Annotated in this window: 16 protein-coding genes; 5 read left to right on the top strand and 11 right to left on the bottom strand. The window is 72.1% G+C overall.

Annotated elements, in window-relative coordinates:
* Positions 1-23 precede the first annotated feature (23 nt).
* Positions 24-665 (top strand): hypothetical protein, encoded by a 642-nt coding sequence (locus tag AC4MBH_RS02170; RefSeq protein WP_491792692.1) that lies wholly within the window; start codon positions 24-26, stop codon positions 663-665.
* Positions 666-669: 4 nt separating this feature from the next.
* Positions 670-1413: a phosphoglyceromutase gene (locus AC4MBH_RS02165; protein WP_491792691.1), complete on the top strand. Its 744-nt coding sequence runs from the start codon at positions 670-672 to the stop codon at positions 1411-1413.
* 284 nt (positions 1414-1697) lie between these two features.
* Here AC4MBH_RS02165 and phoU read toward each other — a convergent pair whose 3' ends face one another.
* Positions 1698-2351 (bottom strand): phosphate signaling complex protein PhoU, encoded by a 654-nt coding sequence (gene phoU / locus AC4MBH_RS02160; protein ID WP_491792690.1) that lies wholly within the window; start codon positions 2349-2351, stop codon positions 1698-1700.
* Between the two features lie 122 nt (positions 2352-2473).
* On the opposite strand from phoU, the gene AC4MBH_RS02155 reads away from it, so the two are divergent.
* From AC4MBH_RS02155 to AC4MBH_RS02145, 3 genes are all read left to right on the top strand, one after another.
* Positions 2474-3688, top strand: a complete 1215-nt coding sequence (locus AC4MBH_RS02155; protein WP_491792689.1) for a sensor histidine kinase — start codon at positions 2474-2476, stop codon at positions 3686-3688.
* The gene (locus AC4MBH_RS02150) at positions 3685-4362 is read left to right on the top strand and encodes a response regulator (RefSeq protein WP_491792688.1); all 678 of its coding nucleotides are present in this window, start codon (positions 3685-3687) and stop codon (positions 4360-4362) included. Before AC4MBH_RS02155 ends, AC4MBH_RS02150 begins: the two co-directional genes overlap by 4 nt.
* Before the next feature lie 132 nt (positions 4363-4494).
* Complete coding sequence (locus AC4MBH_RS02145; protein WP_491792687.1) at positions 4495-5427, top strand: DMT family transporter; 933 nt, start codon at positions 4495-4497, stop codon at positions 5425-5427.
* A 4-nt stretch (positions 5428-5431) separates the two neighbouring features.
* Here the strand turns inward: AC4MBH_RS02145 and AC4MBH_RS02140 are convergent, their stop codons facing one another.
* The 10 genes from AC4MBH_RS02140 to AC4MBH_RS02095 all read right to left on the bottom strand — a co-directional run bounded on the left by AC4MBH_RS02140 (position 5432) and on the right by AC4MBH_RS02095 (position 16146).
* On the bottom strand, positions 5432-6163 hold the full coding sequence (locus AC4MBH_RS02140) for a FliA/WhiG family RNA polymerase sigma factor (protein WP_491792686.1): 732 nt from the start codon (positions 6161-6163) through the stop codon (positions 5432-5434).
* A gap of 49 nt (positions 6164-6212) precedes the next feature.
* Complete coding sequence (locus AC4MBH_RS02135) at positions 6213-6734, bottom strand: hypothetical protein (protein ID WP_491792685.1); 522 nt, start codon at positions 6732-6734, stop codon at positions 6213-6215.
* A gap of 104 nt (positions 6735-6838) precedes the next feature.
* The gene (locus AC4MBH_RS02130; protein WP_491792684.1) at positions 6839-7237 is read right to left on the bottom strand and encodes a type IV pilin protein; all 399 of its coding nucleotides are present in this window, start codon (positions 7235-7237) and stop codon (positions 6839-6841) included.
* 324 nt (positions 7238-7561) lie between these two features.
* Positions 7562-9319, bottom strand: a complete 1758-nt coding sequence (locus AC4MBH_RS02125; RefSeq protein WP_491792683.1) for a hypothetical protein — start codon at positions 9317-9319, stop codon at positions 7562-7564.
* Positions 9316-10032, bottom strand: coding sequence for a PulJ/GspJ family protein (locus AC4MBH_RS02120; RefSeq protein ID WP_491792682.1), 717 nt, complete (start codon positions 10030-10032; stop codon positions 9316-9318). The genes AC4MBH_RS02125 and AC4MBH_RS02120 overlap by 4 nt, the downstream gene beginning before the upstream one ends.
* Positions 10029-11345, bottom strand: a complete 1317-nt coding sequence (locus tag AC4MBH_RS02115) for a prepilin-type N-terminal cleavage/methylation domain-containing protein (RefSeq protein ID WP_491792681.1) — start codon at positions 11343-11345, stop codon at positions 10029-10031. The genes AC4MBH_RS02120 and AC4MBH_RS02115 overlap by 4 nt, the downstream gene beginning before the upstream one ends.
* A gap of 48 nt (positions 11346-11393) precedes the next feature.
* A complete protein-coding gene (locus AC4MBH_RS02110) occupies positions 11394-12614 on the bottom strand; it encodes a type II secretion system F family protein (protein WP_491792680.1) in 1221 nt (406 codons plus the stop codon).
* Positions 12614-13861 (bottom strand): type IV pilus twitching motility protein PilT, encoded by a 1248-nt coding sequence (locus tag AC4MBH_RS02105; RefSeq protein ID WP_491792679.1) that lies wholly within the window; start codon positions 13859-13861, stop codon positions 12614-12616. Before AC4MBH_RS02105 ends, AC4MBH_RS02110 begins: the two co-directional genes overlap by 1 nt.
* Positions 13848-15518 (bottom strand): GspE/PulE family protein, encoded by a 1671-nt coding sequence (locus tag AC4MBH_RS02100; RefSeq protein ID WP_491792678.1) that lies wholly within the window; start codon positions 15516-15518, stop codon positions 13848-13850. The genes AC4MBH_RS02105 and AC4MBH_RS02100 overlap by 14 nt, the downstream gene beginning before the upstream one ends.
* Positions 15519-15639: 121 nt before the next feature.
* Positions 15640-16146 carry an RsiG family protein gene (locus AC4MBH_RS02095; protein WP_491792677.1) on the bottom strand — a complete coding sequence of 169 codons (507 nt, stop codon included), beginning with the start codon at positions 16144-16146 and terminating at the stop codon, positions 15640-15642.
* Positions 16147-16191 lie beyond the last annotated feature (45 nt).

Below are 16191 nucleotides of genomic sequence, written 5' to 3'. Positions count from 1 at the left end.
CCGTCCCACGCGAAGGTGCGCCCATGACCCGCCGGCTCCACCCGTCCCGACTCCCCCTCCTCGCCGCCGGCGCCCTGCTGGCGGCGCCGCTGCTCGGGGGCTGCGGCTTCGACTACGCGACCGACCGCGTCAACACGATCAGCGCCGGCGTCAATGACCGTGACGACACCGTCGACGTCCTCGGCGCCGTCGTGATCGCCAACCAGGACGACGTCGGCGCGTTCGGGGCGACGCTGGTCAACAACGACCCGTCGGCCGAGGCCACGCTGGAGTCGGTCTCGCTCGAGGGCCAGGAGGCCGAGCTCCCGACGGACGCCGGCGAGCCCATCGCGGCCCGGGGCCTGCTCGACCTGTTCGACGTCGGCGGGGTCGAGGTGAGCGGCGACTTCACCGTGGGCGAGTTCGTCGAGGTGGAGCTCTCCTTCGCCGGCGGCCAGACCACCACCCTGCAGGTCAACGTCGTCCCGGCGTGCCGGCAGTTCTCCCCCGACCGGCTGCCCAACCTCGAGCTGCCCGAGTCGACCGAGTCCGAGCCCACCGAGTCCACCGAGACCACCGAGACCACCGAGACGACCGAGGAGGCGGAGGGCGAGGCGCACAGCGAGGAGCTGCCCGACGCCTACTCCTGCGACCCGATCCCGCCCGTCGACCACCACGCGGAGTGACCCGATGACCTACACCCTCGTCCTGCTGCGCCACGGCCAGAGCGACTGGAACGCCAAGAACCTGTTCACCGGCTGGGTCGACGTCGACCTCACCGAGCAGGGCCGCGCCGAGGCGGTGGCCGGCGGCCGGTTGATGGCCGAGGCCGGGCTGCTGCCCGACGTCGTGCACACCTCGCTGCAGCGGCGCGCGATCACCACCGCCCACCTCTCGCTCGACGCGTGCGACCGGCACTGGATCCCGGTGCGCCGGTCCTGGCGCCTCAACGAGCGCCACTACGGCGCGCTGCAGGGCAAGGACAAGAAGCAGGTCAAGGAGGAGTTCGGCGAGGAGCAGTTCATGCTGTGGCGCCGCTCGTTCGACGTACCCCCGCCGCCGCTGGCCGACGACGACGAGTACTCCCAGGCCGGCCTGCTGCAGTACGCCGACCTCGGCGACGAGCTGCCCCGCAGCGAGTGCCTCAAGGACGTCATCACGCGGATGCTCCCCTACTGGGAGTCCGACGTCGTCCCCGACCTGCGGGCCGGACGGACCGTGCTGGTCGCCGCGCACGGAAACAGCCTGCGCGGCATCGTCAAGCACCTCGACGGCATCAGCGACGCCGACATCGCCGGCCTCAACATCCCCACCGGCATGCCACTGCTCTACGAGCTCGACGACTCCCTGGCCCCGACCACCCCCGGCGGCCGCTACCTCGACCCCGAGGCCGCCGCCGAGGCCGCCGAGGCCGTGGCCAACCAGGGCAAGTAGGTCCCGAGACGGGCGTGACCGACGCCGGTGGAGGAGGTTGCGCTGGCAACCGTCTCGAGACCGCCGCAGCGTCCGTGCCCCCCCGTGGGCGGGCGCCTCGCCGGGTCTCGACTCGGGCTCGCTGGCGCTCGCCCGGCTCGACCAGCGCGGGTCGGCCGACGGTGGTCGAGCCGCGGGGACGAAGTCTCCGCGAGTCGAGACCCCCGCAGGGTGCGCACCTCGCCGGGTCTCGACTCGGGCTCGCTGGCGCTCGCCCGGCTCGACCAGCGTCAGGCGGGCTGGCGTCAGGTGACGGCGTGGGGGCTCTCGCCGGTGACCACGAAGACGACGCGGTTGGCGACCGAGACGGCGTGGTCGGCGATCCGCTCGTAGTAGCGGCCGAGCAGGGCGATGTCGACGGCGGCCTCGACGCCGTGGCCCCAGTCGTCGGCGAGCAGCACCGAGAAGCTGGTGCGGCGCAGCTGGTCCATCTCCTCGTCAGCGCGACCCAGCGCGATGGCCGCCTCGACGTCACGGCTGATGATGATGTCGGCGACCCGGCGGACCATGTCCTCGGCGACGGTGGCCATCCGGCTCATCGTCGGGCGGACGTCGTCGGGCACGGCGATCTCGGGCACCCGCAGGCGCGCGATCTTGGCGACGTGGACCGACAGGTCGCCCATCCGCTCGAGCTCGCTGACCATCCGCAGCGCGGCGACGATGGTGCGCAGGTCGCCGGCGACCGGCTGCTGCAAGGAGAGGATCTCGAACGCGGACTCCTCGACGGCCTCGCGGGCCCGGTCGATGTCGATGTCGGCGCTGATCACCTCCTCGGCGGTGATCACGTCACCGTTCATCAGGGCGGAGGTGGCCTTCGACACCGCGACCTCGACCTGACGGCAGATGGAACCGAGGTCGTCGAAGATGCTCTGGAGCTGGTCCTGGAACTGATCGCGCATGCGGACGAGCCTAGGTGGGGGCCGGGCCCGCTCCGGGCGCAACGGGTGAACGCCTGGTGAACAGAGGACGGTCACACCGCGGGTGGCCGGTGGGGCCGTCGCGCGGCCGTACCATCGTGATCGTGGATCCGACGACGCAGGCGTTCCTCGCCGCGGTGCTCGGGGCCGTCGTGGCGGGCGCCGCCGTGCTGGCCTGGCACGTCAGCGACCGCCAGCAGCACGTCGAGCCCGTCGTCGACCAGCCCGCGGTGCCGGCGCCGGTCGCGGCCGTGCTGTCGGTGCTGCGCAGCAGCGCGGTGATCGTCGACGACGCCGACGTCGTCCTCAAGGCCTCGGCGCCGGCGTACGCGATGGGGCTGGTCCGCGGCACGTCGCTGGTGACCGCCGAGCTGGCCACGCTGGTCACCGAGGTACGCCGCGACGGGCAGATCCGCGAGACCGAGCTGGTGATGCCGCGCGAGCAGGCCCCCAGCCGGCACGTCACCGTGCGGGTCGCCCCGCTCGGCTCGCGGCTGGTGCTCGCCCTGGTCGAGGACCGCACCCGCGAGCGCCGCGTCGAGGCGGTGCGCCGCGACTTCGTGGCCAACGTCAGCCACGAGCTCAAGACCCCGGTCGGCGCGATCCGGCTGCTGGCCGACGCCGTCCGCGAGGCCGCCGACGACCCCGAGGCCGTGCGCCGCTTCTCCGACCGGATGGTGCTCGAGAGCGACCGCTTGACCGTCCTGGTCCAGCAGGTCATCGAGCTCTCCCGCCTGCAGGGCGACGAGCCGCTGGAGTCGCCGCTGCCGATGTCGGTCGACGAGGTGATCAGCCTGGCGGTCGACACGAGCGCGATCGACGCCGGCACCCGCGGCATCTCCGTGGTGGTCGGCGGCGAGCAGGGCCTCAAGGTGCTCGGCAACGAGGAGCAGGTCACCACCGCGGTGGCCAACCTGGTCGCCAACGCCGTGCACTACTCCGAGCCCGAGTCGACCGTGCTGGTCACCACCCGGCTCGAGGACGCCTACGTCGCGATCAGCGTCGTCGACCAGGGCATCGGCATCCCCCGCGTCGAGATCGACCGCATCTTCGAGCGGTTCTACCGCGTCGACCCGGCGCGCCACCGCTCCACCGGCGGCACCGGCCTGGGGCTGTCGATCGTCAAGCACGTCGCCGCCACCCACGGCGGCGAGGTGAAGGTCTGGTCGGTCGAGGGCCAGGGCTCCACCTTCACGCTCACCCTGCCCCACGCCGGGGCACCGCCCCAGGGCATCGGGTCCACCCCGTCCCCCGAGACCACCGCTCGACCCGGCGAGGCGCCCCTGGCGTCCGCCCCGACCCAGAAGGATCAACCGTGACCCGGGTACTCGTCGTCGAGGACGAAGAGAGCTACAGCGAGGCGCTCGCCTACATGCTGCGCAAGGAGGGCTTCGAGGTCGCCATCGCGGCCGACGGCAACACCGCCCTGACCGAGTTCGACCGCAACGGTGCCGACATCGTGCTGCTCGACCTGATGCTGCCCGGCCTCCCCGGCACCGAGGTGTGCCGGGCGATCCGGCAGTCGTCGAACGTGCCGGTGATCATGGTCAGCGCCAAGGACGACGAGGTCGACAAGGTCGTCGGGCTCGAGCTGGGCGCCGACGACTACGTCACCAAGCCCTACTCCCCCCGTGAGCTGGTGGCCCGCATCCGCGCGGTCCTGCGCCGCGGCCAGGACCCCGACCTGCTGCCCGACACCCTCGAGGCCGGCCCGGTGCGGATGGACGTCGAGCGCCACGTCGTCACCGTCGACGGCCACGAGCAGCGGCTGCCGCTCAAGGAGTTCGAGCTGCTCGAGATGTTCCTGCGCAACCCCGGCCGGGTGCTGACCCGCGGCCAGCTCATCGACCGGGTCTGGGGCTCCGACTACGTCGGCGACACCAAGACCCTCGACGTGCACGTCAAGCGGCTGCGCGCCAAGCTCGAGCCCGACCCGGGCGAGCCGAAGTACCTCGTCACGGTGCGCGGGCTGGGCTACAAGCTCGACCTGTGACGGTGGTGCGGTCTCGAGGCCGGCGCTGGCGCGCCTTCCCCGACCACCGTCGCCCAGCCGGTGGCAGCAATCGGTGCAACGACGTCCGATAACCGCTGGGCGGCGCGTCATCGGCGTCCGTAGCCTTGACCGGTGACGCAGACGCAGGGGACCCGAGCCGACGAACCCGGGTCCGCGGCTCCCCCGGCCTGGCTGCCGCTGGCGGCGGTGAGCGTGACGCTGGTGCTGTGGGCGTCGGCGTTCGTGGCGATCCGCCACCTCAGCGACGACTTCTCCGCCGGGCCGCTCTCGCTCGGCCGGCTGCTCGCGGGCTCGCTGGTGCTGGCCGTCGTCGCGGTCCCACGCGGCGTGCCGCGGCCCACCGGGCGGCAGTGGGTCTCGATCGTGACCATCGGCGTGCTCTGGTTCGGCGTCTACAACGTCGCGCTCAACGAGGGCGAGACGCGCGTCGACGCCGGCACGGCCGCGATGCTCATCCAGGTCTCGCCGGTGCTGATCGCGGTGCTGGCGGCGCTGTTCCTCTCCGAGCGGTTCACCACCCCGCTCGTCGTCGGGCTGACCCTGGCGTTCAGCGGCGTCGCGGTGATCGGCCTGTCCGGCTCCCCCGACGGCGACCGCGACCTGGTCGGCGTCGGGCTGGTGCTGCTGGCCGCGGTCGTCTACTCGGTCAGCCTGGTCCTGCAGAAGCCCCTGGTGGCCAAGCTGTCGGCGCTGCACGTGACCTGGTTGGCCTGCACGGTCGGCGCCGTCGCCTGCCTCCCGTACGCCGGCGGGCTGGTCGACCAGGTCGGCGACGCACCCGCGTCGTCGGTGTGGTGGCTGGTCTACCTCGGCGTGTTCCCCACCGCGATCGCCTTCACCACCTACGCCTTCGCGCTGCGGCACATGACGGCGTCCAGCCTGGGTGTGACGACCTACCTGGTGCCGCCGCTGACGATCGTGATGAGCCTGCTGTTCCTCGGCGAGACCCCGCCCGTCCTGGCCTACGTCGGCGGCGCGCTGGCGCTGGTCGGCGTGGCGGTGGCCCGGCGTACGGCGCGGACCCGGCCGACCCCGCCGACCTGAGCCGTCAGGCGCTGAGCGCCTGCGCCAGCCCGGTGCGCAGCGCGGCCGTGGCCCGGCTCCGCAGCTGGCTGACCCGCGACTCGGTCACCGAGAGCACCTGGCCGATCTCGCCGAGCGTGAGCCCCTCGAAGAAGTAGAGCGCGATCACGATCTGGTCGCGCTCGGGCAGGGTGCGCAGCGCCGCGAGCAGGGTGTCGCGGGTCTCGTCGTCGTCGAGCGCGGCGTCGACCGCGGGCGCGAGGTCGTCGACGGCCGCGACCTCGTCGTCGTCGGCGTGCGACATCGACCGGGGCCGCTCGCGCAGGTCGCGGACCTCGACCAGGGTGAGCCCGGACTCGGCGGCGACCTCGGCGTCGGTGGGCGCGCGCTGGAGCCGGTGCTGGAGGACGTCGCGGGCGCGCTCGAGGTCACGCAGCTTGGTGCGGACCGAGCGCGGCACCCAGTCGGCGGCGCGGATGCTGTCGATGATCGCGCCGCGGATGCGCGGCACGGCGTAGGTCTGGAACTGCAGCCCGCGCTGGGGCTCGAACTTGTCGATGGCGTCCATCAGCCCGATCACGCCCTCGGAGACGAGGTCGGCCGACTCGACGGTCTGCGGGAGCCCGCTGCGGACGCGGCCGGCGACGTACTTGACCAGCGGTGAGTACTGCAGGACGAGCTGGTTGCGCAGCTCGACCGCGCCGGTCTCCTTGTAGCGACGCCAGAGCTCGTCGACGTCGCCTGCCTCGACGGTCATTGGTGCTCCCCTCCTCCGGGCCCGATGTCCGGACCCTAGCGGCTGGGGCTCAGGCGTCGAGGAAGGCCAGCTCGTCCAGGATCGTGCTCGGCGTGCTCCGCGGGGGCGGTACGTCGAGGGGGGCCGGCACCTCGACGAGGGACGGGACCTCCACCAGTGGCGGGACCTCGACCAGGGACGGGACCTGCACCAGGGGCGCGACCTCGACCACCGGCGGGGCCACGAACGCCATCGCGTCGTCCTCGGGAGCGGTCTCGACGGGCACCGGTGCGAGCAGCACCGGCTCGGGCAGCGCGGGCTCGGGCAGCGGGGGCTCGGCGAGCAGGGGCTGCGGCGACGCCACCGGGGCGTCGGTGACGCCGAGGAGCACCCGGGTCAGGGCCGCGAGCTCACCGCCGATCCGCGCGGCGAGCAGGACGTCGGCCGACTCGGGCAGCGCGGCGGGCTCGGGCGCCTCGACCAGGGTGGGGATCAGGGCGAGGACGGGCTGGTCGGTGAGGACGGGCTGGTCGGTGAGGGCGGCCGGCGGGTCGACCTGCTGGGCGTGGGCGTGCCAGTCGTGGACGGTCATCGGGGGCTCCTTCGGGACGGGGGTGGTACGCCGAACGGCGGCGCGTCGCTCTCGCTGCGACGCGCCGCCGTTCGGGCCGTGGGGGGAAGCGGTGACGCTGACGATCAGGGGCAGCCGTCGGCGACGACGGCACCGTCGGCCGAGGTCAGGTGGAACTCGTTGCCGGTCTCGCCGACGCCCTCGATGCAGTAGCTGTCATTGTCCGCGCCGACGACGGTGATGTCGTTGTCGCCGGAGGGCTTGAAGCCCGGGCCGGTCTCGGTCTGGTCGTCGAGGTAGGCCTGCGCGCCGGTGTAGGTGGCCTTGTCGACGAAGAAGGTCTCCAGGTAGGTGGAGGCGTTCTTGATGTCGCTCTTGACGCTGGCCTCGGCGGCCTTGTCCTTCTGCGAGAGGAACAGCGGGATCGCGATCGCGGCCAGGATGCCGATGATGACGACGACGACGAGGAGCTCGATGAGGGTGAAGCCCTCGTCGTCCTTGGACTTCTGGAGACGGTTCAGCATGGGGGATCCTTCGTGGGGGGCGGCGGGCTCGGCCGCAGCGGACGGTGTGTGGTGCTTGCACCAGGGATGTCGGAGGGCCCGGGGACCCGCTTGAGGCTGGTCTGGACCACTGGCGCAAAGTGTCAAGTGCGCCCCTCCGGCGACCGACAACCGCCGACCCGTCGCATCGTGGCGACGGGTCACCGCGAGAACGACGCTGACCCGTCGCATCGTTACGACGGGTCACCGCGAAATGGAGGCTGACCCGTCGCATCGTTGCGACGGGTCACCGCGAGAACGACGCTGACCCGTCGTACATGTACGACGGGTCAGCGTGGGTGGGGGTCAGTAGCGGGGGGTGAGCTCGCCGAAGGTCTTCTGGCCCCAGCCGGAGCGGACGGGGTCGAGGAAGTACGGCGGTGGGGCGTAGCGCAGCCGGGTGTCGTAGTTGTAGTCCTTGAGGTAGCCCGAGGCCGAGCCCAGGCCGACGGGGCCGCGGAAGCGTTGCGCGATGCTGCCGTAGACCCGCAGCGTGCCGAGGCGGGCGCCGAGGTAGTAGGACTGCACGCCGAAGCTGTGTTGCAGGGTCAGGATGGCGGCGCTGAGGTTGACGTTGGTCAGGGTGCCGGGGAGGTTGGCCCACTGGTAGCACTCGCCGTTGTCGTAGCGCCGGGTGCACTTGACCGGGTGGTAGATCTTCACCGAGTTGCGGGCGATCAGCCCCAGCGCGTCGGTGCCGTTCTCGCCGCCGCTGTAGGTGACGTCGCCGGTGACCAGGATGTTGTTGTCGGTGGCGATGGTGACCCGGCCCTTGAGCTGGCCCTGGAGGTAGAGCGTGCCGTAGCGGCAGTTGGACTCGGCGAGGGTGAGGTTGACGTCGTAGTCGGGATAGGTCCCGTAGGTGCCGGTGGCGGCCCGGGGGTACCCGTCGCCGATGCCGCCCTCGGTCTTGCAGCTGCTGCTCGTCGGGGTGCTCCGCGCGGACGGGACGTCCTGGACCAGGATCAGGTTGTCCTGCGGCACGGTGACCGTCTGACCGCCGGTCGACCCGAGCTGGCCCGTGCCGGTGCCGGCACTGCCGCACCCGGCGTTGAGGTCGGCCGACGTCGTCCACTTGCTCCAGACCTGCATCTTGGGCACGGCGCCGGCCGCCGTGGGGAGGAACTTGATCCGGGTCGGGCCGGTGTAGAGGCAGCCCGGCTGCGGGGTCTGTCCGGGGGTGACGTACTTGCGCAGGTCACCGATGCTGGTGGGCAGCTCGACCTCGGCGCGGTAGGCGATGCCGCGCTCGAAGATCGGCGAGGCCGCCGAGGTCCGCACGTAGCACGACGTGACCGGCGGCGGGACGCCGTTGTGGGCACGGCACGACGGCAGCGACGTCGTGGTGGTGCCCTGGAAGCGCGGCGACCCGGTCATCAAGATGGCGTCGTTGCTGTGCAGCGGACCGCTGATCCGGTCGCCGGTGACGAAGGTGATGTCCACGCAGCTGGCGGCCCGCCGCTGGGACGACGGCAGCGACGGCCAGTCGTAGCGGGTGCAGACGGCCTGTGCGGTGGTGTTGCCGACGCCGTACTCGTTCTCGTCGGCGGGGTCGAGGGTCTCGTAGACGGTGTAGTAGAGGAACTCCCCGAAGCCGCCACGGCGCAGCCGCACCTGCACCGACCGCGTGGTCTCCCCGACGCGACCGGTGGAGGTCAGCACGATCGCCCCCGCGGTGTGGGTCGAGGCGGTGTCGACGTCGTAGTGGAACGACGCCCGCGTCGACCCGTTGACCGGCAGCCAGCCGACCGTGGTCGACGACGCGCTCCAGCCGCAGGACTGCGACCCGGACGGCATCACCCGGCGCAGGGCGACGTTGGAGCAGTCGACGGTCTGCCAGTACTGGTCGTTGCGGTTGAGGCGGGCCAGGTAGTCGGCGACGCCGGCCTCGGCCGCCGCGAGGGCCTGGTTCCAGTCGTCAGACCGGTCGACCTTCTTCAGGGTCTGCACGGCGGCGTTGAGGGCGACGGTCGCGAACAGCGCCAGCAGGGTCATCGTCACCAGCACCACGAGCACCGAGGACCCGCGGTCCCGGACGTGGGGGGTGGGGTGGAGCTCGCTCACGAGGCCTCCGTCAGCTTGTTGATCTCGACGTTGGGCAGCCGCACCCGGCTGACCACGGTGCGCGCGGGGAACCGGCTGTCGCCGGGGCGGCGCTGCACGGTGATGACGAGGTCGACGCTGGAGATGCGGGGCAGGTCGGACGCCGTGAGCGCCAGGGTGCTCGGCATCCGCAGTCCCTCGTAGTCGTAGTAGGACAGGACCCCGGGCGAGGGCCAGCGCAGGCCCCGGGCCGCGACGCGGGTGCTGAACGCGCAGCCCGACGCCGAGCGCGAGCAGAAGGTGTAGCTGCCGTTGCCGACCGCGATCGGTGGCTGGGTCTCCTGCACGAGCTTGCCGGTGCCGGGGTGGGCGGGGTCCGCGGCGACGTACAGGGTGACCAGGCTGGGTCCGATCGGCGAGTCGCCGGTGTTGGCGTAGAAGGTGACCCGCGTCGGCGACGCCACCACGACCGCCGTGTCCTCGCAGTCGGTGCAGGTGCGGGACTCGAGCTGCTCGGGCAGCACCGCGGCGCGCAGCACCTTGCCGGCCGCGGCCATCCCGAGCTCGGCCTGGATCGTGTTCTCGCCCCGCGCCTGGAGCCCGTCGGAGGTCCGCAGGGTGATCACCGCGACGGTCCCGACCATGGCGGTGATGAGGACGAACAGGGTCATCGAGACCAGCAGCTCGGCCAGCGACATGCCCGCGTCGGGGGCGGGGCGCTCGTCGGGGTTCACGGCAGCGTCACCACCGGCGGCGGCAGGGGCGTGGTCGGCGGGTCGGTGACCGGCGTGGGGGTGAGCGTCACCGAGGTCTGCGTCGCGCTGCCCGACCTGGTCAGCCGCCACTGCCCGTAGGGCAGGCTCGTGCGCAGCTGTCCGGTGGCCGGCACCGCCCCCAGGGAGACGGTGGCGCCGGCGGAGCAGGCGCTGTCGGCGAGCTGCCGGGCGGTCACGGTGACCCCGGGAGCGGCGTTGACCTGCACGGGCGCGAGGTACGCCGTGGCGGGGGTGCTGCCGCCGGGGGTGGCGTCGACCGGGACGTCGCGCGCGTCGCCCGGGTCGTTGGCGACGCACCCGCCGGCCCAGACCTGGTAGCCGCTCGGGTAGGGCCACAGCCGGTCGATCAGCCGGGACCGTCCGGTGCCGGTGATCGAGCGGAAGCCGGACGGTGGGATCGCGCTGTTGCCCAGCGAGACCGGCACGGCGATGCCGGGCGGCACCTCGTGGCCGACGAGGGTCTCGAACGACACCGAGATCGTCGCGGACTCGGCGTACTCGACGGTGCCGCGCCACAGCTGGCCCTGCTGGACCTGGGCGGTGGTGGCGCCGGTGGGGTCGCCGGCGGGGTTGACGTGGCCGCCGCGGCTCAGGGTGATCGTGTAGGTGCCGGCGTCGAGGAAGGCCAGCAGCACGCAGCCGTCGGCCGAGGTCGACCCGGTGCGGGTGACGCCGGTGCTGGTGGACCGGGCGGTGACCGGGACGCCGTCGACAGGGCTACCGAGGTGGTCGAGCACCTTGAGACCGATGTGCCCGTTGAGCGCCGAGTAGGTGCCCTTGGGCGGGGTCATCACCGTCTCCATCGTCACCGGGTTGCGACCGTCGAGCGAGGGCCACGTCACCTGGACCTCGACGCGCAGGTAGGCCAGCTCGGCGGTCGAGCCCTCGTCGCACGCGCTGGCGGCGGCGCTGCCGACCGAGGCCCACTGGGCGGTGCGCTCGACGGTGAACGGCGTCCCGTCGACGACCAGCGGCTGCCCCACGGTGCCGCCCGGGAGCGGGCTCGGGTTCAGCACCTTGTTGACCAGCACCCGGTCGGGTCCGCGGGTGGCGCCGCTGAAGGTGTCGCGGACGATCTCGAGCTCGCGCACCGCCAGGTTGACCGCCGCCGAGCGGGCGGCGTCCTCGCTGGTGATCCGGGCCGCCGTGGTGACCGTGACGAGGACGGCGGTCGCCATCACCGCGAAGAGGGTGAAGGCCACCATCACCTCGACCAGGGACATCCCGGCGTCGCGCGGGCGAGCGCGCGGCTGGTGGTCGACGGGGGGCACGTGGGGTACATCGGCGCCGGACGTCCCTGGCTTGAGGGCCGCGGCGAGCTACTCGATGAGCTCGAAGACGGAGAAGATCGGGAGGTAGAGCGCGATGATCATGCCGCCGACGACGACGCCGAGGAACGCGATCATCAACGGCTCGATGAGGGCCGTGAGCGCGTCGGTCATCGCCTCCACCTCCTCGTCGTAGAACTGCGCGATCCGCGCCAGCATCGTGTCGATGGCGCCGGCCTCCTCGCCGGAGGCGATCATCTGCACCACCATCGGCGGGAACACGTCGTGGCGGGCCAGGGGGCCCGAGACCGAGTCGCCCTGCGAGACCGACCGGGCGACGTCCTCCAGCGCGCGGCTGATCACGACCGAGCCGGTGGTCTCGGAGACGATGTCGAGGGAGGCCAGGATCGGCACGCCCGAGCTGAGCAGCGTCGAGAGGTTGCGGGCGAAGCGGGTGAGCGCGATCTTGGCGAACAGCTTGCCGAAGACCGGCAGCTTGAGCTTGAGCGGGTCGAGGACCCCGCGGACGGCGGCGTCGTGGCGGTGCTTGCGCCACCACAGCACGAAGGCGGAGCTGCTGACGACGATCACCGGGACGGCGTACTTCATCCCGTCGCTGAGGGTGACCAGCACCTGGGTGGGCAGCGGCAGCGCGCCGCCGAGGCCCGCGAACATCTCCTCGAAGATCGGGACGATGAACAGCAGCATGCCGATGCACATCACGATCGCCATCACCAGCACGACGATCGGGTAGGTCATCGCGGACTTGATCTTGCCGCGCAGCTTGACCTCGGCCTCGAAGGTCTCGGCGACCTGGAGCATCGCGACGTCGAGGAACCCGCCGGTCTCACCGGCGCGGGTCATGCTGATCATGAACGGCGGGAACGTGTGGTGCTCGTCGTTGGCGAGCGCACTGGAGAGGCTGTGGCCGGCCTCGACGTCGGCCTTCACCTTGGCCAGCACCTCGCGCAGCGAGGGGTTGTCGAGCTGCTCGGCGAGGATGGAGAGAGCGCGCATGAGGGTCAGCCCGGCGTCGACCATCGTCGCCAGCTGACGCGCCATGACGGCGAGGTCCTTCATCGTGACGCGCTTGCGGCCGAAGCTGATCTCCTTGCTCAGGCCGGTGCCCGCGGCCTTGACCTCGAGGGGCACGTAGCCCATCGACATCAGGCGCTCGGCGACCGCGGTCTCGTTCTCGGCCTTGACTCGGCCCTCGCGGAAGCGGCCCTCGGGATCGCGGACCTTGTAGTCGTAGTGGGTGACGGCGGGCATCAGCGCGCGCCCGTCGGGGTCTGGCCCGAGGCGACCCGCCACGGGTCGGACGCGTCGGGCCGGGAGGCGGCCGACGCGCCCCCGCTCGGGGCGGAGACGGCCGCGGCGGTCGCGGCCTCGGACGCGGCCTTGCTGCTGCCGCCGAGCAGGGTGATGAAGTCGCCGATGTTGGAGCAGTGCTCCAGGCCCATGTCCTGGCTGATCCGGCCGGCCTTGACGTGCTCGGCGAGGTGGGCGTTGAGGGTCTGCATGCCCTGGCGGCCGCCGGCCTGGAGCGAGCCGGGGATCTGCTGGAGCTTGTCGTCGCGGATCATCGCGCGGATGCCCTCGGTGCAGACCATCACCTCGACGGCAGGCACCCGGCCACGGCCGTCGACCGACGGCACCAGGGTCTGGCAGACCACGGCCTGCAGGGTCGCGGCGAGCTGGGTGCGGATCTGCTGCTGCTGCTGGGCCGGGAAGACGTCGACGATCCGGCTGACGGTGTCCTGGGCGCTCTGCGTGTGCAGGGTCGCCAGCACGAGGTGGCCGGTCTCGGCGGCGCTGATCGCGACCGAGATGGTCTCCAGGTCGCGCAGCTCGCCGACCAGGATCACGTCGGGGTCCTGGCGGAGCACGTGCTTGAGGGCGGTCCGGAAGTCGTGGGTGTCGGCGCCGACCTCGCGCTGGTTGACCAGGCAGCCGCGGTGCTGGTGCAGGAACTCGATCGGGTCCTCGACGGTCATGATGTGGCCGCGCCGGGTCCGGTTGACCTGGTCGACGACCGCCGCGAGCGTCGTCGACTTGCCCGAGCCGGTGGGGCCGGTGACGAGCACCAGACCGCGCTTGAGGTTGGCAAAGGTGCTGAGCACCGGCGGCATGCCGAGGTCCTCCAGCGGCTTGATCTCCCACGGGATCATCCGCAGCACGGCGCCGATGGCGTCGCGCTGCCAGAAGATGTTGACCCGGAACCGGCCGACACCGTGGACCGAGTGGGCGAGGTCGAGCTCGCGCTTCTCCTCCAGCACCTTGCGCTGCTGCTCGGTGAGGACGGCGTACAGGCACTCCTGGAGCTGGCGGCGCTCGAGGGGGCCGACGCCGGAGTCGGGCAGGGGCGCCATGGTGCCGCGGATCCGCACGGTCGGCGGGGCCCCGATCGTCAGGTGCAGGTCGGAGGCGCCGGTCGCGGCAGCGCGCGCCAGCAGCTGGTCGAGGTCGAGCGGCGGGGCGGCGGGGCCGCCGGCGCGCTCGGGGTCACCCCACGACACGGAGCACCTCCTCGATCGTGGTCAGGCCCTGCACGACCTTCTGGCAACCGTCGTCACGCAACGTCGTCATCCCTTCAGCACGGGCCAGGCGCCCGATCTCGTCGGTGGAGGCCCGGCGGATCGTCAGGCGCTCGATCTCCTCGGTCACGGGCATCACCTCGTGCAGCGCCATCCGGCCGCGGTAGCCGGTGCCGGCGCACGACGTGCAGCCGACCGGGCGGTAGAGGCGCGGCACGTCGTCCGGCAGCGTCATCCCGACCGAGGCGAGCTCGGCGGGGTCGGGGACGTAGGCCTCGCGGCAGCGCTTGCACAGCGACCGGCAGAGCCGCTGGGCGACGATGGCGTCGAGCGCCGAGCCGACCAGGAACGGCTCGATGCCCATCTCGACCAGCCGGGTCAGGGCGCTGGGGGCGTCGTTGGTGTGCAGGGTCGAGAGCACCAGGTGGCCGGTGAGCGACGCCTCGATCGCGATGTTGGCGGTCTCGTGGTCGCGGATCTCGCCGATCAGCACGATGTCGGGGTCCGAGCGCAGGATGCTGCGCAGCGCGGAGGCAAAGGTGAGGCCGGCCTTGGGGTTGGTCTGCACCTGGTTGATGCCGGGCAGCCGGTACTCGACCGGGTCCTCGACCGTGATCACGTTGACGTGCGGCTGGTTGAGGATGTTGAGGGTCGCGTAGAGGGTGGTGCTCTTGCCCGACCCGGTGGGGCCGGTGACCAGGATCATCCCGTAGGGCTTGGAGTACGACGTCCGGAACTTGCCGAAGTTGTGGTCGCTGAACCCGAGGTCGTCGAGGCCGAGGCGGGTGTTGGAGTTGTCGAGCACGCGGGCGACGATCTTCTCGCCCCACACGGTCGGCAGCGTCGCCACGCGCAGGTCGATCGCCTGGTTGCCGTGCATCACCGAGAGCCGGCCGTCCTGGGGGATGCGGCGCTCGGCGATGTTGATGTCGGCCATGATCTTGAGCCGGCTGATGACGCCGTTGGTGATCGAGCGGGGCGCCCGGTGGGCGTCGGCGAGGACGCCGTCGATGCGGTAGCGCACCCGCAGGTCGTGCTCGGTGGGCTCGAGGTGGATGTCGGAGGCGCGGTCGCTGATGGCCTGGCTGATGAGCAGGTTGACGAACCGGACGACCGGCGCGTCCTCGGTGACCTCGGTGAAGGAGTCGAGGTCCTCGGTCTCCTCGGCGACGTCGAAGTCGCTGCTCAGCGTCGCCAGCTCGCCCTCGGCGCGGTAGTGCCGGTTGAGCTGCGCCTCGATCTCGGCGCGCCCGGAGAGCACGAAGACGACGCGCTGGCGGGTGAGCCGCGCGATGTCGTCCTTGAGGTCGAGGTCCTTGACCGCCCGCATCGGGACGGCGACCAGCAGCGCCCCGTCGCGGCGGGCGTACGGCAGCACCACCGACCGGCGGGCGAAGTCACCCGGCAGCAGGGCCGCGGCCGTCGCGTCGATCTGCAGGTCGGTCAGGTCGACGTACTCGAGGCCGGCGGACTCGGCCGCCAGCCGCAGCAGGGCGCCGCGGTCGACGAGACCGCGGTCGACGAGGGCCTCGACCACCGTCTGGTGCTCGCCGGCTGCGGCGCTGGCCAGCGCCACGTCGTCGACGGTGACCAGGCCTGCCTGCAGCAGGGCGTCGATGGTGTCGCCGCTGGTGAGCACGTCGCCTCCTGGCCTCGAGAAGTTTGAGGAGACCGAGGAGGGGGGTCCCGGTCTCCACCGAGGTTGTCGGCGGACCGGAGGGGCCACTTGAGGGCCGGTGCTGCTCCGTCGTGGACGGGTCCTACGCGAGGACGTCGAGGGCGCGCTTGGGGTCCTGCTGGTAGCGGACGATGAGCTCGGCGGTCGCCTCGTCGATGCGCTCGTGGAGCCCACGCCGGTAGGACGTCAGCGTCGCCTCCGCCGCGCCCAGCCGCTCCAGGGCCTCGGCCGTGCCGGCCTCGTCGACGGGCGTCGTCCACACCTCGCCCAGGTCGGGCAGGTCGGGCAGGGGGTCGGCCGCCCGGACCCGCAGCAGCTGCTCGCGCACCTGGCCGCTGCCGGTGTCGCCCAGGACCCGGCCGAGCGCATCGACGTCGATCGGGCTGTCGCTGACCGTCCCGGCCCGCAGCAGGTCGACCCGGGCGTGGATCAACCGGCGCCAGTAGGAGATGCGCTCCTCCTCGGCCCGCAGCTTCTCCCGGTAGGTGCGCAGCTCGGGGAGGCCGACGTCGGCGAGGTGGGGCGACGGCTTCGCGGCCGTGATCGTGCGTCGCTGCCCGCTGGGCGGGAGCTGCTCGTCGTCCGTCACGGTGCAGCAGCCTAGGCGATGCGATGCGGGGCGGGTTGCGGGACG

Source organism: Nocardioides sp. WJ219 (assembly GCF_058559815.1).
The sequence above is the reverse complement of the archived record's forward strand: the minus strand, read 5'-3'. Positions and strand labels throughout refer to the sequence as shown.

Coding starts and splice junctions, on each gene's coding strand:
- AC4MBH_RS02170 (WP_491792692.1), top strand. CDS start 24: ATGACCCGCCGGCTCCACCCGTCCCGACTCCCCCTCCTCGCCGCCGGC.
- AC4MBH_RS02165 (WP_491792691.1), top strand. CDS start 670: ATGACCTACACCCTCGTCCTGCTGCGCCACGGCCAGAGCGACTGGAAC.
- phoU (WP_491792690.1), bottom strand. CDS start 2,351: ATGCGCGATCAGTTCCAGGACCAGCTCCAGAGCATCTTCGACGACCTC.
- AC4MBH_RS02140 (WP_491792686.1), bottom strand. CDS start 6,163: ATGACCGTCGAGGCAGGCGACGTCGACGAGCTCTGGCGTCGCTACAAG.
- AC4MBH_RS02135 (WP_491792685.1), bottom strand. CDS start 6,734: ATGACCGTCCACGACTGGCACGCCCACGCCCAGCAGGTCGACCCGCCG.
- AC4MBH_RS02130 (WP_491792684.1), bottom strand. CDS start 7,237: ATGCTGAACCGTCTCCAGAAGTCCAAGGACGACGAGGGCTTCACCCTC.
- AC4MBH_RS02110 (WP_491792680.1), bottom strand. CDS start 12,614: ATGCCCGCCGTCACCCACTACGACTACAAGGTCCGCGATCCCGAGGGC.